This is a genomic window from Capsulimonas corticalis (genome assembly GCF_003574315.2).
In the GTDB taxonomy this organism is placed as follows: domain Bacteria; phylum Armatimonadota; class Armatimonadia; order Armatimonadales; family Capsulimonadaceae; genus Capsulimonas; species Capsulimonas corticalis.
Genome location: NZ_AP025739.1, coordinates 5,163,652 through 5,188,845, shown reverse-complemented (window position 1 = coordinate 5,188,845; position 25,194 = coordinate 5,163,652). Strand labels below are relative to the sequence as shown.

Sequence of the window (25,194 nt, the reverse complement as noted above, 5' to 3'; positions counted from 1 at the left end):
TCAAAAGACTGATCGGCGATGGCTTTGCTTTCGCGAGACCACAAATGACAAGAGTGCGGCCGCCGTAGTGGCGGCCGCACTCTTGTCAGAGCACGAATGCTTTTTCTGCTTGTTTCTTAGCGGCCGTCGTTTACCGCGCGCGGATCCTTGGATTTCTGCGAGCGCAGGACGATCGGAGCGCCTTGCGGGCGCGGTTCGTCCTGGGTTTTCGTCAGCAGCAGTTCCGGCGCGGCGCTCTCGACGGGGCGAAGCTCCGGGAGCGATTGCGAGGGCATGGCGTCTCGGGCCTCCTCCAGGATGAACGGAGCAACCTTGGGGATGGACATCTCATGCTCCAAAGTCACCAGACCCGACGCACTGTCACGCCCCATGGTTTCCGGAGCGCCGCTGCGGCGCTGAGGCTGTCCAATTGGGATGGTTGCGGACGCGCGAAACCCGGGATCCGAGACAACCGGCGGGACAATGGGCGCTTCCGCCGGGTCGGCGGAGCCGGTGTGGGAGCTGGAGGACTGCGGGGCGGGACGCGAGAAGGTCGTGCGCGTCGGAACCATCACGCCGTCTTCCGCGGACGGACGGTTCGTCGCTTCGGCCTTGTCCGCGACCGCCTCCACCTTACTGGCGGCGGCTTCCACCTTTTGCGCCAGTTCCAGGATGTGCTGCATCATGACATCCATGGATGCGTTCGCGCTCGGAGCGATCTCCGTCGATTCCGAGGACCGACGGCGCTTGGCGGGACGGCGCGCAGGGCGGCTCTGCGGCGCGGGCTCAAAGGCGGCCACGGGCGCGGCCGCGACAGGAGACGGCGCTGTAGCGATGGGCGCTGGCGCGGGAGGCGCGTACTCCACGACTGGCGGCGTGGATGCGGCTGGGGTTGCGATGGGAGCGACAGGCGCCGCTGCGGGCGGCGGGGCGAAGGACGTGGGAGCTTCAGACACTGCGGCGTCCAAGGCTTGCTTCCCGGCCTTCAAGGCGTCTAAATATGCTCTGAAAAACGGCTTCTTTTTAGGGGCGTTTTCTTTGTTATCGTCGTAATACGAACTTCCGCTGATAGGCAATTCTGATCCCTCCGGCCTCACAGATCTCTCGAAGCATTGCAGCACGAATCTCAGTGTCCTGCGATGCTATCGCCTGAGTACAAGTGACTGCGGGTTGTCCGGAACACGACGCTGTTTCCAGAACATTGAATAAAAGAGAAGCTGCAACGGCGCAGAGCAGTGAAATTACTATCAAAAGATGCTGCAAATATTATACTCAAATTTGATGGAAAACTATATGTTTGGGCGAACAATTATGAAAAGTCGGGCTGAGAGGGGATTCTCAGCCCGTGGATCTCGAAGAGGAGGGAGGAATATCAGTCGACCAGCGCCGACTCCCGAACTTCACTGCGAAGCTGGAACTCGGGATAAGCGTAAGCGCCCATTTCCGGCATGTCCAATCCGGCGATCTCGTCCTCGCGGCGAGAGCGGATGCCGCCGGGCGTCAGGGCGTTTTGGACCTTGAAGAACAGCGTCGAGATACCGAACGCCCATGCTCCGCAGACCACAATACTGATCATCTGCGCCATGAACTGCGCTCCGCCGCCGTGACCGTAGAACAGTCCCGTGACGTTGCCGGAGACGCCGTTAAGGCCGTCGCCATAGGTGCCGTCGGCGAACAGACCGACCGCCATCACGCCCCAGATCCCGTTGATTCCGTGAACGGAGAATGCGCCGACCGGATCGTCAATGCCGTTCTTCTCGATCATGATGACGCCCCAGCAAACCAGGCCGCCGGCGATGGCGCCGATCAGAATGGCGAAACCGGAGGTCACATAAGCGCACGGCGCGGTGATCGCGACCAGACCGGCCAGCATCCCGTTCGCCGCCATGCCGGGGTCGGGCTTCTTGAACATGGCCTTCCAGATCAAAAGCGCCGCGAACGCGCCGGAAGCCGAAGCCAGCATGGTGTTGACGGCGATGATCGCCGCGCGCATGCCGCCGGCGCCCGCCATACCAAGCGTCGAGCCCGGATTGAAGCCGAACCAGCCGAACGCCAGGATAAAGGTCCCCAGCAGCGCCATCGGAATGTCGTGGCCGGGCATCGGATTGGCCTTGCCGTTCGTAAACTTGCCGATACGCGGACCGAGCACAAGCGCGCCCGCAAGCGCCGTCCAGCCGCCGATGCTATGCACAACTCCCGAACCGGCGAAGTCGACCGCGCCGTGCCCGAGGTGATAAAGGTGACCGAGCTGCGAAAGCCATCCCCCACCCCAAATCTGGTGGCCGTAGATCGGATAAAGGATCATGGATGCAAAAAAGCCGTAGACGATGAACGAATTGAACTTCCAGCGCTCCGCCATCGCTCCCGTGGGAATAATGACCGACGCGCTCATGAATACTACTTCGAAAAGGAAAAGCGTAAACACGCCGACATCATAAAAGTTGCCGGAAAGAAACAAGCCGCGTGTGCCCCAGAGACCGACGTCTCCGATTTTGAATTCGCCGCCGATCAGAGCGGGCGTTCCGCCCAGAGACCCAACCGCTCCCACACTGCCGAACATGATCGCGAAGCCGCAAATCCAGAATCCCAGGACTCCGATCGGATAAATCATCAAGTTCGTCATCATGACATGGGCGGCGTTTTTCGCGCGGCAGAAACCTGTTTCCACCATGGCGAATCCGGCCTGCATGAACATCACGAGAAAGCCCGTCAGCAGAGTAAAGACGATATTGACGGCGACGCGAGTGTGTCCGACGCCATCCGCGAGAGTGGCGATGGTGGGAACGTTCGCGCGCACCGAGTCCACGGTTTCCTGATCTTTGAAGATCGGGCCGTTCGCCGTAGTAGCGTCGATCGCGGCGCCGGTCTTGGTGCCGGAAGGATCCCCGGCGACCTGCGCAAAACTTGAGTGAAGAGAACCGCCAAAGGTGAGCGCGCAGCAGAGGAAGAGAGCAAGGAGCAGTACGCGGCAGGCGGCGCGCAGTCCAGTAAAGCGACTAAGCATAAAGTCCCCCTGATAAAAAATCTCCGCCGGCGTCCATCCATGTCCGCCGACGGAGATCAGAAACTACGGTCAGTTCCAGTTAGAACGTGAAGACGCCGGAGACCGAGAAGGTGTCCTGCTCTTTTTTGGTCGTATTGCCGTCGCTATCCTCGAAGACATTCTGGTTCGCGTGATCGTGCCGATACTCGTACCGGGTCAGGAAGTTCGCGGCGGCCTTGTACTCGTAGGTCGCGGTGATTTCCCACGGGCGGAACGTCGTGGTCGTCGCGGGCGTTGTCGCCGCAGCGTCCTGAATAAGCTGACCAGGAATGTCCTGCTTCTGCTCGAAGCCGGAATAGCGAAGGGCGAAGGCGGTCTTCGGAGTCAGGGTCTGCTTGAAGTAAACCGCATAGCCGTTGTTCGTCTGATCGTTGTTGTCGCCGTCCGGATTGTACTTCTCGTAGAAGTAATTCAGGCCGACCAGGGTCGCGGCCGAGATATTATACGTGAAGTCCGTATCGCTCAGGACGGTTTTCGTCGTCACGCCGGCGGGCTTGTCGTTTCCGAAGCCGGCCGATTCGATGATCGAGTACTTGCCGGCAGGGTCGGCGTAGTTCAGCGAAACGATGTACGCTGGCTCCTTGTTGTTGTCCTGAACGCCGGCGGTCGCGGTGTCGTTCAGCGTGCTGACAACATAACCGGTCAAGGTCAGGCCATGGATCGACGGAGTATAAGCGCGGACACCGAAGTGGTAGAACGGCAGAAGGGCGAAGACATCGGAGCGCGAATAGTTATAGTTCGCATTGCTCTCCGTAACCTCATAACCGAACGGCGTGTAGAACTTGCCGAAATCGATTCCGCCGCCTGCGCCGGCAAAGGCGTAGGTGCCGTAAGCCTGCTGCACGTTCTTGAAGCGGCCTTCGCCGGTTCCGCCCACGCCCAGGCCGCCATGGTTGATGTCGGCGGTGTCGCCGGCGATCAGGGTCGTCTTGAAGCCAAAGCCGCCCGGTTTCGCGTTCTTGAACACGTTGAGCTCAGCAAGGGCGAGCGCGGGAGTCAGGTGGCGAACGTCGTACGTGCGTCCGGTGAGCGTCGTGGCGTCCTTCGGGTTATTGAACTGATACTGGAAGTAGCCGTCCACCAAACCGTTGTACTGGATATCGTAGTTCGGCGCGGGCGTCGGCGCGGCGGGCGTCGGCGTGGCGGTTCCGGACGGAGCCTGCTCGGGGGAAGGCGCGGTGGTGCCGGGAGCCGGCGGGGGCGCGGTCGGCGGGGTCTGCGCCATCGAGGGGGCGATCGACGCGCCGCCAACCAGCAAAATCGCGGCGGCCATCGAGAACTTCTTCAGATCGATAAGGTTCGTACGCAAGTGCAAATCCTCCTGGGACGTAATGAAATATAATCGAGCGTCTAACACTCTTGCTATGTTGCGCGACCACCCGGACTTGCAGCGGATCACGAATGAGACAGGGTCGAATAAGGGCCGGCCAGGACGCGGCGCGCCGCCGTCTCAGGGAAGAACGGGGACACGAACGCGGCGATGCGCCAGCGGGGAACGCCTTCCTTGGCGCTCCGCGATAAGGACCACGCTCGTCACGGAACTGATGTTGTGGGCACGGCCGGCGCGGCCGCCTCACACACAGTAAGACCTCCTTTCTGGTTGTCTCCCCGGCGCGGGAACGGATCCCGGCGTCAAGGCGGTGACAATAGTGGTTAACATGATGACCGGCTCAATTGCCGCGTCCTTTGGGCCGTCCATAGCCCCCGTGCGATCCATACAGTGTGACATTGCGCAGGTAAATCCTAAACGCCCAGCTCGCTCGCCGTAATGATCGCCTTCGCGATCTCATGGGGCGGCTTTTGCAGCATTTGACTCTTGTTTTGTATGCGGTGAAACGCTTCCCGTTCCGTAAGGTTATAGCGTTCCATCAAAATCGCCTTCGCGCGGCCGACAACCTTGCGGGATTCCATTTTTTCCTTGAGGGATTCAATTTCCTGTTCGAGATTGTGACGCTCCCGATACCGTCCGAGGGTAATGGCGATCGCCGGCATCAAGTCTTCCTTGCGAAACGGCTTGCGCACATAAGCAAGCACGCCGGCGGAGTCGGCTTTGCTCACCATGTCTTCCTCGGCGTATCCCGTGAGAAGCATGACCGGAGCCAGATCTTCCGAGCGAATGATGCGGGCGGCTTCCAGGCCGTCCATCTGGGGCATCATGACATCCAGGATCGCCAGATCGGGGCGCAGGGATCGCACGAGATCCACCGCCTGGCGTCCGTCCTCCGCCTCCCCCAGCACCATTAAGCCGAGTTCTTCCAGAGTGACCCGAAGATCCATACGTGTGATTGGGTCGTCATCGGCAACAACAACTTTTGCGTGTTCCATAAGGTGGAAGATCCCAAGTTCTCCTTGTCTCAGCGGCCGGTAAACACAGCACGGAACGGTGTGTTCGGGGTGGACCGGAGACGACAAAAAAGGTTAGCGTCGCACAGCGTTGTCTAGTAATTGACAACACTGTCGGGCTAACCTCATTGGCAGAGAAATGGTTACGCATTCATTGCGTGAGACGCGTGATACAAAAAAGAAAAGATCGAAGCACGATCCTGCATTGGAGCGGTTCGAACGACGGGCTTCACCGTCGATGTAGGGCTAGTATTACATAACTCTGTATTGAAAGTCAAGCATCTATGTGATATTTCGCTAGGCGGCGGCCTATCGAGATATCGGTGAACCCAAAGTATGGCTGTTTGAAGAAAAACGACGAAAACTCGTATTAATACCGAATGTGACGCTCTAATCCTGACGAGGACTCCTACCGATATAAAGATATCGAATACGACTGATCCCGTGCTACAACTTCAATGCGGGACAGAAGGTACAAGGAGTAAGTATGAACGTGTTCCGCAAGAAGCAAACAGGCTTTACACTGGTCGAGATCATGATCGTCGTTCTGATCATCGGCATTCTGCTGGCGGTTGCGATCCCCAGCTTCGTCCAGGCTCGGGAATCCTCTCGCGCCAAGGCGTGCATCGCCAACCTCAAGCAGATCGACAGCGCCAAGCAGCAGTGGGCCATGGACACCAAGGCCGCCGCCACCGCCACGCCCACCAGCGCCAACCTGGCCCCGACCTACATCAAGACTTACCCGAGCTGCCCGGAAGCCGGCACCTATACGCTGGGCGACGTTTCCACGAGCCCGACGTGCAGCATCGGCTCGAACACCACCAACACCAACTGGTCGCACGTCCTGCCGTAAGCTTTCACATCACGCCAACGACCGCTGGCCGGCGCCTGAAGCGTCGGCCGGCTTTTCGATACTCAAAGGAAAATCCGAATATGAAAATGCTTCACAATAAGAAGACCGGCTTTACGCTGGTCGAGATCATGATCGTCGTTCTGATCATCGGCATTCTGCTGGCGGTTGCGATCCCCAGCTTCGTCCAGGCTCGGGAATCCTCTCGCGCCAAGGCGTGCATCGCCAACCTCAAGCAGATCGACAGCGCCAAGCAGCAGTGGGCCATGGACACCAAGGCCGCCGCCACCGCCACGCCCACCAGCGCCAACCTGGCCCCGACCTACATCAAGACTTACCCGACCTGTCCTGAATCGGGCACCTATACGCTGGGCGACGTTTCCACGAGCCCGACGTGCAGCATTGGTTCGAACACCACCAACACCAACTGGTCGCACGTTCTGCCGTAAGCTTCACGGATCGTTTCGATTGGCAAGGCGCCGGATTTATCCGGCGCCTTGTTTTTGTTTCTCATTCTCCAACCTGTAGAAAATGCGGGATTTCGCCGATATGTAACTAAGAATCGTCGCATTAGCGCATCACTATGGACAGTCGAGAAACCATGATTTTTCCTCTCAAAGCTCATATTCAGGACCGATGGGTCGCCGCCGCGCTGTTTGCGATGGCGTTTTTCGTGTATCTGCGCACACTTTGTCCAACAATCTATTGGGGCGATTGCGGAGAACTGGCGACCGCGGCGTATTCCCTCGGCGTCACCCACCCGACGGGATATCCCGTCTGGTGCCTGTTGGCGAAACTCTGGACACTCATCCTGCCCGTAGGCGCGCCGATTTGGCGATTGAATGTGCTGAGCGCCCTGTTTGGGGCTCTCGCGATTCCCTGTCTATACGGCTTCTCACGCTCCGTCGGAGCTTCCCGAGTCGTTGCGGCGGCCGCCGCCGGCATGTTCGCGTTTTCACTCACGTTCTGGCAGCAATGCTTATTTTGTGAGACTTACAGCCTGACGGCGTTCTACACGTCGCTCCTCTTATTCCTGGCGGCGCGCTGGCGAACGCGCGGATGTCAAACGAGAGATTTACGGATGCTGGCGCTCGTCTATGGATTCGCCCTCACCAATCACCAGACCAATACTTTGTTCCTTCCGGGTTTCCTCGCATTTATTTTGATGACTAAGCCGGCTCTGCTTCGACTGAGGGACCAAGAGACGCGGCGGAAATGGACGTCCACGATCGCCATGGGATTGGCTCCGCTGCTGTTTTACGCCTATCTTCCCATCCGGGCGTCGGCTCACCCCGCCGCGAACTGGGGAGGCGTCACCTCGCCGTTCGCATTCTGGTTTCATGTGACTGGCCGTCAGTATTCTGACGCCATGTTTCACTCCAGTCTCCACGATGTGATGCTTCAGCTGAGCGCCTGGTATTTCGGTCTTGGACGCGAACTGACGTGGGCCGGCGCCACGCTCGCCCTTGCCGGATTGATCGTCCTTTGGAGCCGCCGGGACCATCGCCCCCTGGCGATCCTGCTGTCATGGGTAATTTTGGCGGATGTCTTCTACACGGTTAATTACGGAATTTACAACGCCTATATCTACTTTATTCCGTGCTATATCAGCATGTCCCTGGCGGCGGGATTTGCGATGACGGCGGCCTGGGACGTTATCCAGCGCGGTGTCGAACCCAGCAAGCATGTCGCGTTCGCAACTCTCGCGGCTGCCTGCGCGCTGGCGATCACTCCGTTCCAGGCAATGCGGCACTGGACGCTCAACGACCTCAGCCATAACTGGACCTGCTATGACTACGGCCGCAATCTGCTCGCGACCATCCCGCGCGGCGGCGTTCTGATCGATTTTGGACGCGATACATCGGATTCCGCAATCTCGTATTTGCAGCATGTGGAAGGCCGCCGGCTGGATGTCACGCTCGTCAAGCGCGGCATGCTCGCCGGTATTTACGACAAAGTCTATCACCGCTGGGTATGCGGCTGGTACCTCACGCAAGTCACCCAAGGCGATCGAGATATGGCCTCGATCTTTCCGGCAGATTCGGTCACCATCCGACAGGCGACGCGCGAAGAGCCGCTGCGCCGCATTATCACCCATTGCCTCGCCGTGAATCGACCGCTCTACTTTTTGGGAGCGATGGACGGTCCTCCGATCCACCTGGAGCGGGACAAGACGATCACGGTGCGGGATTATCTGGAGAAAACGGCGTCCATCGCGCAGATCGGCCTGCTACTGGAGATTTTTCCTCACGATCGGCGTCCGGCGCCGCCCGTTCTGCTCGCCGAGACCAAGCGTGTCTGGAGAAACTATTCGCTTCGCGGCGTCTACGACGGCATGTATGTGACCGACGATTTCCTCACCAATATGGCTCTGGATTACGTGAATGGAGAGATCGCGCGCGGCCGAATCGCCTTTCTGAGCGGTGATTGGGACGAAGCCGAGATTGCGTACCGCCATGTGCTGCGCCTGTTCAAGAGCCGGGAAGCCGAAGATACGTTGCAGCGCATCGCCGAACTGCGCGGACAGCCGATGAAAACCGCGATGTCGGCGCAGGCGAGCGTCAATTAAACACTTATCTTTACGGATACCGCCGCGCCCTAATAACGGCATAATTCCAAGTAAGCATTGTTATCAGAAAGCAGACACATGAATCACTCACGCCAGAAAACATGGATGCGACGAAACGGCGGCTTCACCCTCGTGGAGCTGGCGATCTCTCTGTTCGTTTTTGGAATGATGGTGCTGCTGTTTGGGGCGACTTTCCCGGTCGCCACGCGCGCCGGCCATGTCGGCGCCAACTACGCGCAGGCGTCCCTGCTGGCCCAGCAGAAGATCGATCAATTGCGCGATCTGGGCTTTACGGGAATGAACGGCTCGGCGCTGTACGGACGCGGCGTTGTCGACTCGGCGACGCAAAATTCGGACGGCTCGTTTTCGTTCACTGTTGTCGACGACCTGATCGACAACGGCAATTCCGTCGGGTATTTCCCGCCTGGCAGCACCGGCAAGATATGGATCAGCCAGGCGCTGACATCTACCGGCTCGAACGCGCCCACGCTCGCGCAGGCCGTTCAAGCCACGGTCACCATCGCATGGCAAGGCGGCAGCCAGAGCTCCGGAAACTTTACCACGCATACGATCATCGCGGCTCGATAGCGGCGCAAGGCAACGTTATGAGATTTGACACCATGCGGAACGGCGGACTTTCCAAATCGCGCGGATTCACCCTCGTCGAGATCATGATCGGCATGGGGGTGTTCTCGCTGCTGATGCTGGGCGTCATGTCGCTGTTTATCACCATGCTCCGATTGTGCGCGAGCGTCAACGGTGCTTCTAGCTCCTCGCTGGACGCCGCCCGAGGCATCCAGTCCGTTTCGGATGATCTGCGCGAGGCGCGCTCATTCGCCCTCATGGACGGGGGAACTTACGGCACGACCTATGACGCCGTCGACAGTACGGGAAACTACGTGGCCGTCACGGGGATCCATATCGTCATGCCGGCGGCGAACTCGTCCACATCCGTGAAGCTGACCTCGGGAGGATCGGCGCAGGCGCTCACGGGCGGTACGAGCCTTTGGGACGTCAAAAACGACGGCGTCAGTCTGAACTACTACCGCTCCAACACTAACGGCACGCCCAACCCTAATACCGGCACGTGCCTCTGGGAGAACGGGATCGATCAAGGGCAAGCCGTCAATCGCGCGATTATCAAATCCGTCGCGCCCTTGCCCAACGCCGTCCAATTTATCCAGCCGTATATGCCGGACGGCGTGACGCCCATTGCGAATGAAGTGAAGATCAAAATCGTCAGCTCCTACTACGATCCCATCCATGGTTACACGTCGTCGGATGCGGCGAATGGGAATGTGACGCAGCTCACGGGCGAGTGCGTTTACCTGCGCGATCACAATCCATTCGGCGTCACATCCAACGGCGCTCATGGACGCACGCAGTACTAACGAGAAAGAACTCCGGCAATGTCTACTCTGCAACCCATCACGCTCAAAAGACTCGCCTCCCGGCGGCGCGGCGCGGCTCTTGCGACATCGTTGGTGCTGATCTTCGCCATGTCCACGCTGGCGCTGGGTCTGGTGTCCCTGGTCGGCGCGACCATTCAAATGTCGCAGCACCGCAACGACACCACGGAAGCGTTCAACATGGCGGATTCCGGCGTCGACCTCGCCATCGCCTGGCTCACGCAGCAGGCGAGCCCGCCGGACGACAACGCCCTGCACCCCATGACAAACTTCTACGGCACCAATGGAACGATCACGGCGCCGTTTGGACAGACCGGAACGACTCTGACGGTGAGGATCGATGGCGATGCGACCAATCCGACGAGCACGCAGAAACATTATGTGATCGAATCGCAGGCGACGATGCCCAGCGGCGCCTCACAGACCGTGCGTGTCTATGTGCAGCAGGCGAGCTTCGGGAAGTACGCATACTTCACGGTGAACGACGGCGCGGGATTTTGGGACTTTAACAACCATTTCGAAGGGCCGTTTCACTCCAATGATGCGGACGGTCTGCAAACCACCATCCTGTGGAAGTCCAATAACACGGCAAACCCCATGTTTACGTACACGGGCGACGATGCGTTTTCCGTCTCGGGCAATGTAACATGGTGGAAGAACAGCATCGGCGTGGTGTCGAGCCCCAGCTCGATCAGCGACTATAAAAGTATCGCCACGAGCGGGCAGCCGAGTATGACGACGGGATATAAAACGGACGCCAACGGCAACTTCCTGCTCGATAGCTCCGGCAAAAAAATCCCGAACTCGGCGCAAATCCCGCTTCCCACCACGGACTATACCCAGGAGTACGCCGCGATGGGCTTACCGGCGCCGACGCCCTGCACCACCGCGCCGGCGGGAACGCCGACAACGGCCGGCGCCACGATCGTCAACTCTTCGGGAACCGTCTCCGGCGGCATTTTCCTGCACGGCAACAGCGTGGTCGCCCTGAGCGTCAACGGCAGCGGCAACCAGGTCATCACCGTCACTCAGGGAACGACCATTCAGACGATCACGGTCGACCCAAGCAACAACCAGACGAAGGTCGACAAGAGCGTCAGCGGCGTCCACACCATGACCACGCTCACAGGCACGCCGAACGGCATGGTCTATTCCGACGGGAATATCACGGGACTGAGCGGCCAGATCGCGGACAACAAAGTCGATTCATCCGGCAACATCACCTATCGATCGCAAATGACGATCGCGACCGATATCGCCGCCTCCAAAGACGTCACGCTGACCGGTTCGATCACTTATAACACGGCGCGAAACCTGTCCATCGCGCAGGCGTCGGACACCAATTTCAACCAGAAAGCCGGCGTGTTCGGCCTCTTAGGCCACCATATCTCCGTAGCAAGCGGGGCGGGACCGAACCTGGAGTACGACGGGAATATCTTCGCGACGTCCACGTTCGACGCGGCGAACCCGTCGATCCCCTCCTCCAGCTCGAATGGAACCATGACATCCATCGGCGGCGTCATCACCCAATCGTCCGGTATCTTCGCCTACGCGAACTCCGACGGCTCGCTCGCCAGCGGCTATCAAGAACAGTACCATTACGATACCCGCCTCGCCGATCACCCGCCGCCGTTCTTCCCAACGACCGGAAACCACTACGACGTGCTCTCCTGGCAGCGCGTGACGGGAATGCTGACATAAAAAAGACGCCCTCCGGCCCGAGTGGGGCCGGAGGGCGACTTGAATCCTTGAGAACGGTTAGGCGACGACCGCCAACTCCAGAGGGGAAACGAATACGCCGATGGTGTTCAGGTCCGCGATGGCGCGCTGAATCTCTTCGCCCGTGCCGTTGAACGCGACCTGCGCCCAGCCGGCTTCCTCAGAGATGTTCGCGCGTTCGATCACCGTGACGACCTGGAACTTCTGACCGATATTGTAGATGATCGGCATGTTCGCCATTTGCGAATTGAATGTCAGATTGAAGCGCTCGACAGCCATTTAACAGTCCTTCCCGCCGGCAATCGCCGGTACGATCGATACTTCGTCGCCGTTCTTGACCGGCGTATCGGCGCCCTGAAGGAACCGGATATCTTCGCCGTTGACATAGATGTTGATGAACCGGCGAAGCACGCCGTCTTCGGAACTGAGACGATTGCCAATGCCGGGATACTCGCTCTCCAGAGACTGGATAAGCTCCGCAATCGTTCCCTCTTGCGTCTCCACAGTGTCCTGGTCCGCCGTCAAACCCCGAAGCGGTGTGGGAATCAATACGCTGACTGCCATTTGATGATTACTCCTCTTGATAAAATCTCGCGGCGTCCATCGCCGCGCGCCAATAATACTTAAATGCCGCTGATATGCGCGAGCATCTCGCCGATCTCCTGCTGCGTGCAGGTGATGATCGGGGTGTCGCGCTGCGTGAACAGGCTGGATTCCGTCTCGCGCAGGCCCTGCACCAGATCCAGGAAGTCCGCAGGATAGTCGGTCTCGAACGCCACCACGAAGTCCTGATCGTCCAGGCCGAACGAGTATGTGGTGTTCAGCTTGACCGACGGGAACTCATGCCCGAACTTGATATGCTGGCGCATGATGCGCTGGCGCTCTTCCTTGTCCAGCACATACCATGGCCGGGTCTTGACGAACGGGTAGACGAAGAGATACTTGCCGCCGCCGATGACGATCTGGTTGCGGACGCTTTCCTGCCCTTCATGGACATGGTCGTCCACATAGATGCTGGTCTTGGTCATCGCCAGGAACGAGTACGGCGTCTGAAGATACTTGCCCAGATGCGTGCGCCGCATCTCGGTCGCCATCTTCTCGAAGTCGTCCAGATGATACGAAATCCGCCAGAGCAGGAAGTCCGTTTCGGCGCGAACGCCGAACGTGGTGTACGGGTAGAGCAGGATCTTGCTCTGCCAGGACTTCAGGACTTCCGTTAGCTCCGCGACGCCGGCCTTGCGCGTCTCGTCATCCAGCAGCAGATAGGCCGGATCCAGTTTATAGTAAGCGAAGTTGACGAACTGCCGGGGCAGCTTCGCGTTTTCCTCAGCGGCGAGATTTGCCATAAGTACGTTCTCTCTTAAGCAGTGACGAGCGGACGGCCCGGCTTCGCGGCCAGTCCGCGCTCCGACAGCGCAATCTCCAGCGACGCCAGCGAAGGCGAAATCGGGATCGTCTGACCGATTTTGCCAACGACGGCGTCGATCGTCTTCATGCCGTTTCCGGTGATACAGATCACGACGCTCTCGTCCTTCGGAATGCGGCCCTGCTCGATCAGCTTGCGCGTGACGGCGACGGTGACGCCGCCGGCGGTCTCGGTGAAGATGCCTTCGGTCTTCGCCAGCAGCGAAATCCCCTCGACCACTTCTTCGTCCGTGACGTCTTCCGCCCAGCCCCCCGACTTGCGGCAGGTTTCGGCGGCGTAGTAGCCGTCCGCCGGGTTGCCGATCGCGATGGACTTGGCGATCGTGTTCGGCCGCACCGGCTTCATGATCTCCGTCTGTTCCTTGACCATGGTGGAGATCGGATTGCAGCCCGTCGCCTGCGCGACGTACATCTTCGTCTGCACTTCGTCGATCAGACCGAGCTTATGGAACTCCTGGAACGCCTTGTAGATCTTGGTGACCAGCGAGCCGCCGGCCGATGGGCAGACGACATGCTGCGGGGTGCGCCAGCCAAGCTGCTCGGCGATCTCATAGCCAAAGGTCTTGGAGCCGTCGCCATAGAAGGGGCGAAGGTTCACATTCGCCAGGCCCCAGCCATACTTGCCGGCGACTTCCGAGCAGAGGCGGTTGACTTCGTCGTAGTTGCCCTGGACGGAAAGGACGTTGGCGCCGTAGATCAGGGTGCCGACGATCTTGCCCTGCTCCAGATCGTGCGGAATAAAGATATAGGATTCGAAGCCTCCCTCGGCCGCGTGGGCGGCGACGGAGTTCGCGAGGTTCCCCGTGGAGGCGCAGCCGACGATATCGAATCCGAACTCGCGCGCTTTGGAGAGCGCGACCGCAACAACGCGGTCCTTAAAGGAAAGGGTTGGGTGGCTGACAGAATCGTTCTTGACGTAGACTTCGCCGGTCAGACCGAGCGCCTTCGCCAGATTGTCCGCCTTGACCAGGGGGGTATAGCCGACGTGCTTGCCGACCGTGGGTTCGCCGTCGAGCGGCAGCAGATCCTTGTAGCGCCACATCGTCAGCGGGCCGTCCTCGATCAGCTCACGGGTGATCTTAGGACCGGCGGTGAAATCGTACTGGACTTCCAGCGGCCCGAAGCACAGCTCGCAGACGTGAATCGGAGCCTTATCGTACTGCTGCCCGCATTCGCGGCAGCGCAAACCTAAAACTTTCGCCATGAAGTGACGGCCTCCTGAGCTCTGGTGTTCGACCCGCGAGGTTCAATCCGACGCGGGGTCAAATTTGGCGACAGGCATTTCAGCACGAAATGCCTCCCGCCCCTGCACAAGGACGAGAGGCATTTGTCACCTTCGTGGTACCACCTTGTTTCGCGGGCTCCTCGCGGCGCGCCGCCTTGACGGGTGCAAGTGATGCGCGTATGAGCGCACTCTTTCGACCCTAGCCCAATCACGGGAGCCCCCCGGAGTGAACTACTCAGCCAAAACGGCCTTTCCCCCACCCAGCTCGAAAGTCATTTCCGCCGCGCCTCACGCCCCGGTTCTCAGCTGCCCCAGGTCTCTGTCTGCGATCCGCTACGGCGTACTCCTCTTCGTCAACGCCTTTAACTGCTAATTTTGGTATTATTATACTGGCGGCCGGCGCGCGTTGTCAAGAGATAGACGCCGCCGGCCAAGAGAGTTTGATCCAAAGGTGATTTCATGAGCTTTATTCGTCTCAACAATGTCTCGGTGCGCTACGATGAGCGCACCGTGCTCCGCGAGGTCTTCTTTCGCTTGCAGGCGGGCGACCGGGTCGGCTTTATCGGCAAAAACGGCGCCGGCAAAACCACGCTTCTCAAATTGATTCTCGGCCAGGTCGAGCTGACGGAAGGCAAAGTCGAAGTCGATCAAAACGTCCGTATCGGCTACTTCTCCCAGTTCTCCGAGCTGGACGACGAAACATCGGTCCAGGAAGTCTTAGAAGGAGTCTTCGCGGACATCCGGACCATCGAAGCCGAGATCGACGAGATCGGGATCAAACTTTCCGATCCCGATCTCGACATGGACGCAATGGATCCCCTGCTCGCCCGTCAGGCGCACTTACTGGAGGAGATGGAGCGACGCGATGGCTGGAACTACCCCACGGCGATCAATACCGTCCTCTCCAAACTCGGCTTCAGCGACGAACACCGCCATCGCCCCGTCCAGCAGCTTTCCGGCGGCTGGCGCAACCGCGCCAGCCTCGCTAAAATTCTTTTAGAAGAACCCGATGTCTTGTTGCTCGACGAACCGACGAACTTTCTGGACCTAGAAGGCGTGACATGGCTGGAAGGCTGGCTGCAAAAGATGCGCGGCGCCTATCTCGTCGTCTCCCACGACCGGCACTTTCTGGATCGCGTTGTGAACAAGATCGTTGAAGTCGAGAACTATCATCTGCACGAATACGACGGCGACTATACGACTTATATCCGCGAAAAGCCGTTCCGCCTGAAGACGCTTCAATCCCAGTTCCAGCATGAAGAAGAGATGCTGGAGATCGAAGCCGAAACGATAGAAGCGCGCAAACAAGACGCGGCCAATCCCAGCCAGGCCCTGCGCCGCCGCCTCGCCGACGTCAAAAAGCGCGCCGAGCCGCGCCCCGCCGACGTCATCGTGACGGACATCTACGACATGCTGCGCGTCCCGGAAAAGCTCTTCAGCGCCGAGAAGATTTCCAAAGCCTACGGCGACCAAACCCTGTTCACCGACATGACCTTCGAAATGAACAAGTCCGAGCGCCTCGCGATCATCGGGGCCAACGGCAGTGGAAAATCGACGCTCCTGCGTCTGATTACCGGCGAAGAAAAGCCCGACGAAGGCCGCGCCGCGTGGGCCAGCGGAGTCAAATTCGCCTACTTCAATCAAGTGCTGGCCGAGCTGCCCCCAAACGACACGATTTCACACGCCGTGAATGTCTACGAGATGGCGAACAACGCGCGCCGCAAGCAAGTCCACCGCTTCCTCGGTCTGCTCCAATTCTCCGAGATGGACATGAAGCAAAAAATCAGCACGCTCTCCGGCGGCCAGAAAGCCCGCGTCGCTCTGGCGCGCTGCCTGCTCTCCGGCGCCGCCGCGCTCGTCCTCGACGAGCCCACCAACCACCTCGACGTCACCAGCATTCAAGTACTGGAGCGCGCCCTCGTCCACTTCCCCGGCGCCACCATTGTCGTCAGCCACGACCGCTTCTTCATTGACGCCGTAGCGACACGGCTTCTGGTGTTTGAGGGAGGAGGCGTGGTGAAGGCGGTCAGTGGAAACTGGACGACGTGGCATTCGAGAGTGGAAGCGCTGGGTGTGTAGACCCTATTCCCCCGGCGCTTTATCGCCGGGGGAATAGGGATTAACACGGGGATTAGCCTCTCAGCTCACTCCTTCGGCTTCTCTTCCTCACTTGGCTCTTTCCCCAAAATCTGCGATGTCTGTGACGACTCCGTCACCCGTACCCCCTGAGCGCGCAAAAACGGCGCGGGGGTCGGTTCGCTGAGTTTGGGAAACACGCGCAGCAGTATGACCTGGATACTGGCGGCGACCGGCACCGAGAGCAGTAATCCCCACAAACCGAACAGCTCGCCGCCGAGGGTCAGCGCAAAGAGCGAGGCCACGGGGTGCAGCCCTACCCCGCCGCCGACGACGCGCGGGGTGATGACGTTGTCGAAGACCTGGTTGAGGATCAGCGTGAAGACGATGCCCCAGCATCCGAATGAAAAGCCGCCGGCGGCGAACGCGACGATGAAGGTGACAAGCGCCGTGGAGAGCGCGCCAATGTAGGGAACGGCGTAGAGTACGCCTGCGGCCGCTCCTACGAGCAGCGCATACTGAGCGATCTCGCCATGTTTGATGGACATCGCGTAAAGCAGGCCCATCGTAGCCGCGCCGTACAGCGCGCAGACGATGAGCAGCCCGCGAAGATATCCCGCGAAGACGCCGCCGATATCGGTCGCCACTTCGCCCACAGTCGCCCGCCGCTTTTCCGGGAGCAGAAAGAAGAAACGAGCGCGCAGCCGGTCGATGTCAACCAGCATATAAAACGTCACGATCAGGGAGACCACAAGCTGCAAGATCGTCGTGATCGAGCCGAGCAGGAAGCTCGCCACATTGCCCGCCGACTGCTGAAGAACCTCCGCCGCTTTCGACGAGACGCCGCCCATAATTTTGTCGTAACTCGTGAAGTTGTTCGGCAGTTTGATGGGGCCAATTTTCCGATGGCTTTTGAGAAATGTATCCACCATATCATGGATTTTACTGATGTTCGCCGGCGCATTCGTCGCCAGCCCGCTGGCCTGATCGACCAGCGCGGGCACGATCAGATACGTCAAGCTCACGGTGAAAAACAGGAACAAACCAAACACGAGCGCGACGCCGCCCAGACGGCTCAAACCACGCCGCTCCAGGCGATCGACCACCGGGTCCATCAGCAGCGCCAGCGCCGTTCCTACCACAAACGGAGTCGCAATGGAGATCACCGCTTTGGAAAGGTGCTCGACAAAGACCGCCAGAACATAAAGGATCGCAACTCCGAGCGCGGTAAAAAAGCCCAGTCGAATCAAATTGCGTGGCGAGGTGGAAATGGCCGTGGGCATTGGAGGGATCATGTTGTCCAGATTATACCCAGAGGCAAGAAAAAAGCGCCGGGACACTCCCGGCGCTTTCTGATACAGAGAAGGGACGTCAATCGCTTGGCGCTTCCGGCGGCAGCACCCGGTGATGCCTCTTGCGTACGGCGGCGGCTTCTTCTTTCAAGTTCACGACCGCGAGACGCGTTTCGCGGACGAGAAGAAAGGTGCCATAGACCAATCCGCCCACCCCCCAGAAACCGGCGAGGAGCGCCAGGCCGAGCAGGACGCGGATCGCCATCGGATGATGTCCGGTGGCCGCAATCCCCGCGCCCAGCAATGACACGAGGCTGGCGGCGGCGAACGAGCCAAGCGACGAATAGAAGGATGTCAGCGCATTCAGCAGCAAGATCGAGCGGCGCTCCACGCGCCCAAGCTGCCGGAAGCGCAGAGACATTTGCTCCGCCTTCCACTCGGCGTCTGGAGACTTCGGATCATCCGGCTTCTGCGATTCCAACTGCGCCGACAGCGCACGCGCCCGGTCGATGGCGCGCGCGAACCGATTGCTCGTGCCAAGGGCCAGAACGGACGACGCGTTTGTCAAAACCGCAGGCGCGGCGATTAGAGAGAGAAGCGTGAATGGGTTATCGGCAAATGTCGGCATTGGGTGTTCAGTACTGCGCAGTCTCGATCGAAAAGATCAGTCGTAGCGATTTCGAAGCTCCACGGACCGTCTTTAATCCAGCCGCACCCGCTGCCCTGTTCGCGCGGATTCCATCGCGCCAAACACCATTTGCAGGCTCTTGATGTTATCGTGACACTCGCCCATCGGAGTTTCTCCGGTCTTGAGCGCATGAATAAAGTCACGGAGCGAGCCGGCGATGCCGCCGATGTAGTCCGGGGCGATTTCGCTGGAAACCTTCTCGGTCTTGGAATGGAAGCCGGCCGCTTCGAGAACCACGTCCGCGCTTGGCGCGTGCTCTCCGTCCCAAACTGCCGTGCCGTGCGGGCCGACGGCGCGCCAGTCGCCTTCCCAGGAGGTCCCCGCGCCTTCGCTGCACCAGCTGCCGCGATAGGTGTAGCGCAGGCCGCCGGTCATCTCGAAGATGGCGGTCGCGCTGGCGTCGCCCTTGTACCAGCTCCACGAAGGATTGAATTCCTCGCAGTACACCGCAATGGGATCGGCGCCGCTGAGATAACGAGCGGCGTCAAAGGTGTGAATCGCCATATCCAGCACGAGCGGACTGGGCATTTCATCGCGGAAGCCGCCGAAGTGCGCGCCGATGTAGAAATCGGAATTGAGGATGCCTAGACTCCCGCCGATCCGGTCAGCGATCAATTGGCGATAGGCGTGCAGCCGCGCGTCGTAACGCCGGCTCTGACTGACCATGTAGAGCTTGCCGGACGCTTCAGACGCGGCGACCATCTCCCGCGCCTGCTCCATGGACGCCGCCATCGGCTTTTCCCCCAGCACCGGCGCGCCGGCCTTCAATGCTGTGACGGTGACGTCGCGATGCGCTTCAGGGATCGTGACATCCACCACGAAGTCGGGCTTGACCTCCGCGATCGCCTTGCTCAAATCGTCGCCGGTAAACGCTGACGACAAGCGCAATTGCTCCGCCGCTTCCGCCGCCGCCGCCGCGTTGATGTCCACCCAGCCCACAAGCTCGACATCTTCATTCTCCACCAAGTTGCGGCCCCAGGCGCGCCCCATGCCGCCGGCGCCGACTAACAATGCCTTCATCGCCAATATCCCGATCTCCTTAAAAGTTGCTGCAAATCTCTTGATCTTCGGCCTGGCAAACCCACCCCGGAGCGAGTCTTAAACCCCGCAATGCCGCGCGCGGTACCAGGGGCGGAAGCGCAGGACGATCTCCCCGGCGAACTCCATCTTGGTCTTGCCGTTCGTCGCTGTCAGAAACGATCCTTCCGCCCCATCGTCCACCGAAAGCATCCAATCGTGGTCGATACAGTAGAACGCCGAAGCGTCTGCTTCCACGGGCTCAGGCGGCAGCGCAACATGTTCCGCTTTGCATAGCATACCCCCAAAAGTCTCGGGAAGGACACCTTTGAGCAAGACAATATCGCCATCGGTCGCGCCGATGACGCCGACTCGGATTGTCTGTGTGACAATATCCCAGCCGTCGTACTTCGACAGCACGAATAATCGCGTATTGGCGTCTTTGAGGGACAGGGCCGTGTCGGCGCGGCGCACCTTGACGGAGCCCTGGAAGATGGAAGCGCCGTTGTAGTCCAGCCGAAATTTCTCTTTTTTGGCGTCCGTCAATAACTGCACGGGGCCATTCGGCGCTTCGGTCGTGGTGGTCGGAATGGTCATGGAAATTTAAGCCGCCGGTTTCATCGACGGCTGCGTATCATAGATATCGACGGTCCAGTCGTCAAAGGAAGCGGTGGTGTCGCCCTGAGACCAGAGCGCGACCTTGCCCCCGCGATATCCGTCATCCTTGATGGAAAGCCGTTTGTTCATGTCGATCCAGCCACGCACCTCGCCATCCTTCACGGACACGCGCAGCGTATGCCACTGGTTCGGCGCGATCGACAGCGCCCGGACGGGAGCGGGGGCGGCCTTCGCCGGCGTTCCTGGGACCTGCGGCGCAATGGGCGCGGGATCTCCGTTCAAGCTGGTCTTTTGCAGCGTCGTATGAATGGCTCCGTTGACGAGGATCAGGGCGAGATCGTTGTGCGCCTGATCGTAGCGCAGCACGGAATAATGGCTCAGATCCTGCATACCGAAGGCGACGCCGACGGCGGGGCTCATTTTTCCATTGACGATCTTGAAACGGACGCGGACATCAAGATCCTGTCCCGATGCTCCCTGGGTTCCCAGCATGGCGAATTTGGACGGCGTTCCCGTAGGACAAGAAACCTGGACGGAGTTGCCGTCTGGCGACTGGCTGTCGGCGACGATGCGCCACTTCGCCGAAGCGCCGATCGGCGTCACTCGCGCCATCGCCGATGGTCCTTCGAAATTGAGCACCTGGGTCGAGCAAGGAGGCGTCCCCCAAACGTCCATGCGGTCGACGCCCCACGGATCGGCCGCGTTGTTGTCTCCGCCCTTCGGGGCGAATGTCGCCAGATAATCGACGATGTGACCGGCTTCGGCGGGCGAGATCGAATCGCTGGCGTGATACTTTGTCAGCATCCGATTGACTGTCTTTTGCCACTCTCCGCGCGTCATCGCCTTTTCTTCTGGCTTGGGCAGATTATGGCAGGCGGAGCACTTCTCGGAATAAAGCGACTTCCACTGCGTCGCCGCCTGGCCGGCGGCGGGCGGCGCGGGTTCTGCGGCCGGCAGCGGGCGCGTCGTCAATGCCGCGGAGATCAAAACGACCGGCGCCGCGACCGATGCGGCGAACGCGGCGAGGGAGCGGGACTTCATAGGGTTCTCCTGCTGTGAATAAGGGATCCAATCAAGCGGGCGGATCAACCTTAAGACGCAGCGAACGGATCGAAGGTTCGCCGATGCGCACAGCAAAGTTAAATTACCGAACGGTCCACGGATTTCCTGCATTTACCCACGGATGAGTTTGGCCGGTTTTATAGCGTTGGGAGCAATAATCCGCCCGTCGAATTGCGCGCGGCGACAGCGGGAATTTCCTAACGGGATGTGTTTGACTTCACGTTCTAAAACTGGTAGAATATGGTGCTCTCGGCAAGGCGCACGCCCCGGCGCGCCGCGCGAGCGGCGCGCGCCCCGGCCGCAACAATTTTTCAGCGAGGAAGGTTCACCCTAGATGGCAGACGATAAGGAATTTACTGAGGGTCTTGAGGATGTAGTCGCGGGAAAATCCGCCATTTGCGATGTGAACGGCAAAGACGGCAAGCTGATTTACTCCGGCTATGATATCCATGATCTCGCACAGCATACGACCTTCGAGGAGGTCGTTTATTTATTGTGGAATGGCCGCCTGCCAAACCGCGACGAGCTGACGGAGCTCAACGCGCAGCTGGACGCCAACCGCGCCATCCCCGCAGAAGCGCTGGAGCTCATCAAGCGCTTCCCCAAGACCGCGACGCCGATGGACGCCCTGCGCACCGCCGTCTCGCTGCTGGGCTTCTACGATCCCGACCACGGCGATGAGAGCATCGAAGCCAACCGCCGCAAGGCCATTCGGGTCACCGCGCAGATCGGAACGATCGTCGCGGCGCTGGATCGACTGCGCAAAGGCGAAGAACCCCTGGAGCCGAAGGCGGGTCTTGGGACCGCCGGCAACTTCCTGTATCTCCTGAGCGGCGTCGAACCGAACGCCACCGCCACCAAGGCGCTAGACGTCGCCCTCGTGCTGCACGCCGACCATGAGCTGAATGCCTCCACCTTCGCCGCCCGCGTCACCGTGGCAACCTTGACGGACCTGTACAGCGGCGTCACCAGCGCGGTCGGCACGCTCGCCGGCCCCCTGCACGGCGGCGCGAACATCAACGTCATGCACCTGCTGGAGAAGATCGGCACGCCCGACAAGGCCGAAGCCGTCGTCTCCGGAATGCTGGCCGAAGGCAAGAAGATTCCCGGCATCGGACACCGCGTCTACCGCGCGCTCGATCCGCGCGCCGTCTCGCTGCGTGAAATGTCCAAACAGCTCGCGGAGGCTACCGGCGAAACCAAATGGTTCGAGATGAGCGAAAAAGTCCAGGAAGCCGCCGACGCCGCGCTCGCCGCCAAGGGCAAAACCACCCTCAAAGCGAACGTCGACTTCTACTCCGCTTCCGTCTACCACGTTCTGGGCATCCCGACCGACCTCTTCACCCCCGTCTTCGCCGTTTCCCGCATCGCCGGATGGACCGCGCATATCCTGGAGCAGTATGGCAACAACCGCCTGATCCGCCCGCGCGCCATCTACATCGGACCGCGCGACCTGACGGTCGTACCGATCGATCAGCGCTAGAAACTCTCTCTCAAAAGGGGCAGGCCATTACGGCCTGCCCCTTTTTTTATTTTCGGAGGGGCCTTCATCCCCCAGCCCCTTCTCCCAATTCTAGGAGAAGGGGAGTCAGAGTTTTATTGAGCTTTCAGGTCAGATGTGCTAATCTAAAATCTTAATCTTCTCTGGCTCCCTCTCCCAGAATTGGGAGAGGGGTTGGGGGTGAGGGCCGCTCACGGTTGACAATCCCCGTGAACGCGGGTAAGATTTAACCATGGTTAAATCTGAGAGCGGCCGCGCGACTAGTCAGGCGGTGGAAGATTATCTCAAGGCGATCTACAAACTTCAGTCCGTCACCGCTCCGGTGACTACCTCGGCGCTCGCCGAAAAGGTGGGGATTTCGGCCGCCGCCGCCACGAAGATGCTCAAGCAGCTCGACGGGATGCGGCTCATATCTTATATTCCTTATCACGGGGCGACTCTCACGGAAAGCGGCTGCAAAATTGCGCTGGAAGTGATTCGCCACCATCGTTTGATCGAGCAGTATTTGCACCAGGCGATGGGCTACGCCTGGGATCAGGTGGACGCCGAGGCCGAGCAGCTAGAGCATGCGATCTCCGAGGAGTTCGAAGCACGGATCGACGAACTGCTTGGGTATCCGGAGACCTGCCCCCATGGCGATCCGATCCCGCGCGCCAATGGCGCTCTGGTGGACTCGCGCCGGCAGACGCTCGGTGAGTGCGCGGCGGGCGACTGGGTGCGGATCGAGCGCGTGCGCGACACCGATTCCGCGCTCCTGCGCGAACTGACTCAGCGTCGTATGGGACTGCACACGCAAATTTTTGTGTCCGATCGGCATTCGGACAACTCTCTGACGATTCTGGTCGCCGGAACCTCTCATCTCGTCCATGAACCGATGCTGGCGAGCGTCTTCGTGACGCCGCTGCCGGTGGACCAGGTTCCCGCAAATCACGGTTAAAGAAACGGGTACGACGTGCATCCGAACATAGCATTGGCGCCCGGACGCCCTGCGACAATTTGGAATCGACTGCGGGCCTTCGCGCCTTATTTAGGCCCCGCGTTTCTCGTCAGTGTCGGTTATATGGACCCCGGCAACTGGGGCACGAACATTGCCGGCGGCGCGGCGTTCGGCTACAGCCTGCTCTGGGTGCTGCTGCTTTCGAACATCATGGCGCTGATTTTGCAGATGCTGGCCGCCAAGCTCGGCATCGTCACCGGGCGAACGCTCGCCGAAAACTGCCGCGATCACTTCTCCAAACCCGTCGCCATCGCCCTCTGGATCGTGGTGGAGATCGCGATGCTGGCGACCGACATGGCGGAATTCCTCGGCGCCGCTCTGGGTTTCAAGATCCTCTTTCACATCCCGCTCTTTCCCGCCGCGCTGATTACGGGAGTCGTCGTCTTTCTCGTCCTCGCGATCTATCGCTATGGGTTCCGGGCGTTTGAGGGCATCGTGCTGGCGATGGTCGCCACCGTGGGCGTGTGTTACGTGATTGAGATCTCGACCGTGGGCGGCTTGATCCACTGGGCGCAGGTGCTGCATGGCGTCTTCATTCCCACCCTCCCCGCCCGGCCGGCGTTCGCGATGTCGTCGGATGCGTCCATCGTGGTCGCCATCGGCATGCTGGGGGCGACGGTCATGCCGCACAACCTGTTTCTCCACTCCGGCGTTATCAAAACCCGGGTCGGCATGGAAAACAATATCGATACGCCGGGCGAACGCGATGTCCACACGCGGAAAGTCGTGCACTTTTCGGTGCTGGACAGTCTGCTCGCGCTGAACATCGCCTGGCTGATCAACTCCGCGATGATCATTCTCGCGGCCGCGACATTCTTTCGTCACGGAATCGCCGTGACCAGCCTGGAGCAGGCCTATGCGACCCTGAAACCGCTGCTCGGCGCCGCCGCGCCGACGGTCTTCGGCATCGCGCTCCTCGCCGCTGGCGTTTCCTCCTCCGTCACGGGAACACTGGCCGGTCAGATGGTCATGGAAGGTTTCCTCCGCCGCGAGTTCTCCGTGCTGCTGCGCCGGGGTTTGACGATGGTCCCGGCCCTGATCGTCATCTATTTGATGCCGCGCACCGGCTGGGGCGACACACAGATCCTGGTCATTTCCCAGGTCTGCTTGTCTCTGGCGCTGCCGTTCGTCGTGATCCCATTATTGATGTTCACACGGCGCAAAGATTTGATGCGCGAACATGTGAACAAGCCCTTTACCAACGCGATCGCCGGCGCGTGTGTCGCCCTGATCATCGCGCTCAATGTTCTGCTGATCTGGCATACATTCGGCGGCGCGCTTCCATTCTCGCAGGGATAGACGGCGTTCACCGCGCAACGTTTAATGATAACAAGCGAGCGGGTATCTCTTCCATGTCTTTAACACACACGGAGGATGACTC

23 protein-coding genes are annotated in these 25,194 nt (G+C 59.9%); 10 read left to right on the top strand and 13 right to left on the bottom strand.

Annotated features, from left to right (window positions below; all coding sequences use genetic code 11):
* Window positions 1-116: 116 nt before the first annotated feature.
* The 4 genes from D5261_RS22210 to D5261_RS22195 all read right to left on the bottom strand — a co-directional run bounded on the left by D5261_RS22210 (window position 117) and on the right by D5261_RS22195 (window position 5,347).
* Entirely contained in the window at window positions 117-935 is an 819-nt protein-coding gene (locus D5261_RS22210; protein WP_125206036.1) for a hypothetical protein, read from the bottom strand.
* A gap of 416 nt (window positions 936-1,351) precedes the next feature.
* Entirely contained in the window at window positions 1,352-2,983 is a 1,632-nt protein-coding gene (locus tag D5261_RS22205) for an ammonium transporter (protein WP_119321977.1), read from the bottom strand.
* A 79-nt stretch (window positions 2,984-3,062) separates the two neighbouring features.
* On the bottom strand, window positions 3,063-4,331 hold the full coding sequence (locus D5261_RS22200) for an outer membrane beta-barrel protein (RefSeq protein WP_119321978.1): 1,269 nt from the start codon (window positions 4,329-4,331) through the stop codon (window positions 3,063-3,065).
* Between the two features lie 434 nt (window positions 4,332-4,765).
* A complete protein-coding gene (locus D5261_RS22195; RefSeq protein ID WP_119321979.1) occupies window positions 4,766-5,347 on the bottom strand; it encodes an ANTAR domain-containing response regulator in 582 nt (193 codons plus the stop codon).
* Window positions 5,348-5,852: 505 nt separating this feature from the next.
* On the opposite strand from D5261_RS22195, the gene D5261_RS22190 reads away from it, so the two are divergent.
* The 6 genes from D5261_RS22190 (at window position 5,853) to D5261_RS22165 (ending at window position 11,894) form a co-directional block, all read left to right on the top strand.
* Window positions 5,853-6,218 carry a type II secretion system protein gene (locus tag D5261_RS22190; RefSeq protein ID WP_119321980.1) on the top strand — a complete coding sequence of 122 codons (366 nt, stop codon included), beginning with the start codon at window positions 5,853-5,855 and terminating at the stop codon, window positions 6,216-6,218.
* An 80-nt stretch (window positions 6,219-6,298) separates the two neighbouring features.
* Window positions 6,299-6,664 carry a type II secretion system protein gene (locus tag D5261_RS22185; RefSeq protein WP_119321981.1) on the top strand — a complete coding sequence of 122 codons (366 nt, stop codon included), beginning with the start codon at window positions 6,299-6,301 and terminating at the stop codon, window positions 6,662-6,664.
* Between the two features lie 152 nt (window positions 6,665-6,816).
* Entirely contained in the window at window positions 6,817-8,784 is a 1,968-nt protein-coding gene (locus D5261_RS22180; protein ID WP_165864269.1) for a protein O-mannosyl-transferase family, read from the top strand.
* A 78-nt stretch (window positions 8,785-8,862) separates the two neighbouring features.
* A complete protein-coding gene (locus D5261_RS22175; RefSeq protein ID WP_119321983.1) occupies window positions 8,863-9,372 on the top strand; it encodes a type IV pilus modification PilV family protein in 510 nt (169 codons plus the stop codon).
* Between the two features lie 17 nt (window positions 9,373-9,389).
* A complete protein-coding gene (locus D5261_RS22170) occupies window positions 9,390-10,175 on the top strand; it encodes a prepilin-type N-terminal cleavage/methylation domain-containing protein (protein WP_165864270.1) in 786 nt (261 codons plus the stop codon).
* An 18-nt stretch (window positions 10,176-10,193) separates the two neighbouring features.
* Window positions 10,194-11,894 carry a pilus assembly PilX family protein gene (locus tag D5261_RS22165; protein ID WP_119321985.1) on the top strand — a complete coding sequence of 567 codons (1,701 nt, stop codon included), beginning with the start codon at window positions 10,194-10,196 and terminating at the stop codon, window positions 11,892-11,894.
* A 57-nt stretch (window positions 11,895-11,951) separates the two neighbouring features.
* Here D5261_RS22165 and D5261_RS22160 read toward each other — a convergent pair whose 3' ends face one another.
* The 4 genes from D5261_RS22160 to thrC are packed head-to-tail and all read right to left on the bottom strand — an operon-like array spanning window position 11,952 to window position 14,541.
* Window positions 11,952-12,191 (bottom strand): NIL domain-containing protein, encoded by a 240-nt coding sequence (locus D5261_RS22160; RefSeq protein WP_119321986.1) that lies wholly within the window; start codon window positions 12,189-12,191, stop codon window positions 11,952-11,954.
* The gene (locus D5261_RS22155; RefSeq protein WP_119321987.1) at window positions 12,192-12,476 is read right to left on the bottom strand and encodes a ubiquitin-like small modifier protein 1; all 285 of its coding nucleotides are present in this window, start codon (window positions 12,474-12,476) and stop codon (window positions 12,192-12,194) included.
* A 59-nt stretch (window positions 12,477-12,535) separates the two neighbouring features.
* Window positions 12,536-13,258, bottom strand: coding sequence for a chlorite dismutase family protein (locus tag D5261_RS22150; RefSeq protein ID WP_119321988.1), 723 nt, complete (start codon window positions 13,256-13,258; stop codon window positions 12,536-12,538).
* 14 nt (window positions 13,259-13,272) lie between these two features.
* On the bottom strand, window positions 13,273-14,541 hold the full coding sequence (gene thrC / locus D5261_RS22145; RefSeq protein ID WP_119321989.1) for a threonine synthase: 1,269 nt from the start codon (window positions 14,539-14,541) through the stop codon (window positions 13,273-13,275).
* 480 nt (window positions 14,542-15,021) lie between these two features.
* On the opposite strand from thrC, the gene D5261_RS22140 reads away from it, so the two are divergent.
* Window positions 15,022-16,641: an ABC-F family ATP-binding cassette domain-containing protein gene (locus tag D5261_RS22140; RefSeq protein ID WP_119321990.1), complete on the top strand. Its 1,620-nt coding sequence runs from the start codon at window positions 15,022-15,024 to the stop codon at window positions 16,639-16,641.
* Window positions 16,642-16,706: 65 nt separating this feature from the next.
* Here D5261_RS22140 and D5261_RS22135 read toward each other — a convergent pair whose 3' ends face one another.
* From D5261_RS22135 to D5261_RS22115, 5 genes are all read right to left on the bottom strand, one after another.
* A complete protein-coding gene (locus D5261_RS22135) occupies window positions 16,707-17,921 on the bottom strand; it encodes an AI-2E family transporter (RefSeq protein WP_165864271.1) in 1,215 nt (404 codons plus the stop codon).
* Window positions 17,922-18,009: 88 nt separating this feature from the next.
* A complete protein-coding gene (locus tag D5261_RS22130; protein WP_119321992.1) occupies window positions 18,010-18,558 on the bottom strand; it encodes a DUF2721 domain-containing protein in 549 nt (182 codons plus the stop codon).
* A gap of 72 nt (window positions 18,559-18,630) precedes the next feature.
* On the bottom strand, window positions 18,631-19,638 hold the full coding sequence (locus D5261_RS22125) for a Gfo/Idh/MocA family protein (protein WP_125206038.1): 1,008 nt from the start codon (window positions 19,636-19,638) through the stop codon (window positions 18,631-18,633).
* Between the two features lie 78 nt (window positions 19,639-19,716).
* Window positions 19,717-20,232: a hypothetical protein gene (locus D5261_RS22120; RefSeq protein ID WP_119321994.1), complete on the bottom strand. Its 516-nt coding sequence runs from the start codon at window positions 20,230-20,232 to the stop codon at window positions 19,717-19,719.
* A gap of 6 nt (window positions 20,233-20,238) precedes the next feature.
* Window positions 20,239-21,294 carry a cytochrome c gene (locus D5261_RS22115; RefSeq protein WP_119321995.1) on the bottom strand — a complete coding sequence of 352 codons (1,056 nt, stop codon included), beginning with the start codon at window positions 21,292-21,294 and terminating at the stop codon, window positions 20,239-20,241.
* Window positions 21,295-21,649: 355 nt separating this feature from the next.
* Here D5261_RS22115 and D5261_RS22110 point away from each other — a divergent pair, with 355 nt between their 5' ends.
* The 3 genes from D5261_RS22110 to D5261_RS22100 all read left to right on the top strand — a co-directional run bounded on the left by D5261_RS22110 (window position 21,650) and on the right by D5261_RS22100 (window position 25,112).
* Complete coding sequence (locus tag D5261_RS22110; RefSeq protein ID WP_119321996.1) at window positions 21,650-22,798, top strand: citrate synthase; 1,149 nt, start codon at window positions 21,650-21,652, stop codon at window positions 22,796-22,798.
* A 250-nt stretch (window positions 22,799-23,048) separates the two neighbouring features.
* Window positions 23,049-23,753: a metal-dependent transcriptional regulator gene (locus D5261_RS22105; protein ID WP_119321997.1), complete on the top strand. Its 705-nt coding sequence runs from the start codon at window positions 23,049-23,051 to the stop codon at window positions 23,751-23,753.
* A 15-nt stretch (window positions 23,754-23,768) separates the two neighbouring features.
* Window positions 23,769-25,112 carry an Nramp family divalent metal transporter gene (locus D5261_RS22100; RefSeq protein ID WP_218025620.1) on the top strand — a complete coding sequence of 448 codons (1,344 nt, stop codon included), beginning with the start codon at window positions 23,769-23,771 and terminating at the stop codon, window positions 25,110-25,112.
* Window positions 25,113-25,194: the final 82 nt, after the last annotated feature.

Excerpts from the sequence above, each read along its gene's own strand:
- D5261_RS22205 (WP_119321977.1), bottom strand. The coding sequence starts at position 2,983 with ATGCTTAGTCGCTTTACTGGACTGCGCGCCGCCTGCCGCGTACTGCTC.
- D5261_RS22195 (WP_119321979.1), bottom strand. The coding sequence starts at position 5,347 with ATGGAACACGCAAAAGTTGTTGTTGCCGATGACGACCCAATCACACGT.
- D5261_RS22190 (WP_119321980.1), top strand. The coding sequence starts at position 5,853 with ATGAACGTGTTCCGCAAGAAGCAAACAGGCTTTACACTGGTCGAGATC.
- D5261_RS22185 (WP_119321981.1), top strand. The coding sequence starts at position 6,299 with ATGAAAATGCTTCACAATAAGAAGACCGGCTTTACGCTGGTCGAGATC.
- D5261_RS22180 (WP_165864269.1), top strand. The coding sequence starts at position 6,817 with ATGATTTTTCCTCTCAAAGCTCATATTCAGGACCGATGGGTCGCCGCC.
- D5261_RS22175 (WP_119321983.1), top strand. The coding sequence starts at position 8,863 with ATGAATCACTCACGCCAGAAAACATGGATGCGACGAAACGGCGGCTTC.
- D5261_RS22170 (WP_165864270.1), top strand. The coding sequence starts at position 9,390 with ATGAGATTTGACACCATGCGGAACGGCGGACTTTCCAAATCGCGCGGA.
- D5261_RS22165 (WP_119321985.1), top strand. The coding sequence starts at position 10,194 with ATGTCTACTCTGCAACCCATCACGCTCAAAAGACTCGCCTCCCGGCGG.
- D5261_RS22160 (WP_119321986.1), bottom strand. The coding sequence starts at position 12,191 with ATGGCTGTCGAGCGCTTCAATCTGACATTCAATTCGCAAATGGCGAAC.
- D5261_RS22155 (WP_119321987.1), bottom strand. The coding sequence starts at position 12,476 with ATGGCAGTCAGCGTATTGATTCCCACACCGCTTCGGGGTTTGACGGCG.
- D5261_RS22150 (WP_119321988.1), bottom strand. The coding sequence starts at position 13,258 with ATGGCAAATCTCGCCGCTGAGGAAAACGCGAAGCTGCCCCGGCAGTTC.
- thrC (WP_119321989.1), bottom strand. The coding sequence starts at position 14,541 with ATGGCGAAAGTTTTAGGTTTGCGCTGCCGCGAATGCGGGCAGCAGTAC.
- D5261_RS22140 (WP_119321990.1), top strand. The coding sequence starts at position 15,022 with ATGAGCTTTATTCGTCTCAACAATGTCTCGGTGCGCTACGATGAGCGC.
- D5261_RS22135 (WP_165864271.1), bottom strand. The coding sequence starts at position 17,921 with ATGCCCACGGCCATTTCCACCTCGCCACGCAATTTGATTCGACTGGGC.
- D5261_RS22130 (WP_119321992.1), bottom strand. The coding sequence starts at position 18,558 with ATGCCGACATTTGCCGATAACCCATTCACGCTTCTCTCTCTAATCGCC.
- D5261_RS22125 (WP_125206038.1), bottom strand. The coding sequence starts at position 19,638 with ATGAAGGCATTGTTAGTCGGCGCCGGCGGCATGGGGCGCGCCTGGGGC.
- D5261_RS22120 (WP_119321994.1), bottom strand. The coding sequence starts at position 20,232 with ATGACCATTCCGACCACCACGACCGAAGCGCCGAATGGCCCCGTGCAG.
- D5261_RS22115 (WP_119321995.1), bottom strand. The coding sequence starts at position 21,294 with ATGAAGTCCCGCTCCCTCGCCGCGTTCGCCGCATCGGTCGCGGCGCCG.
- D5261_RS22110 (WP_119321996.1), top strand. The coding sequence starts at position 21,650 with ATGGCAGACGATAAGGAATTTACTGAGGGTCTTGAGGATGTAGTCGCG.
- D5261_RS22105 (WP_119321997.1), top strand. The coding sequence starts at position 23,049 with ATGGTTAAATCTGAGAGCGGCCGCGCGACTAGTCAGGCGGTGGAAGAT.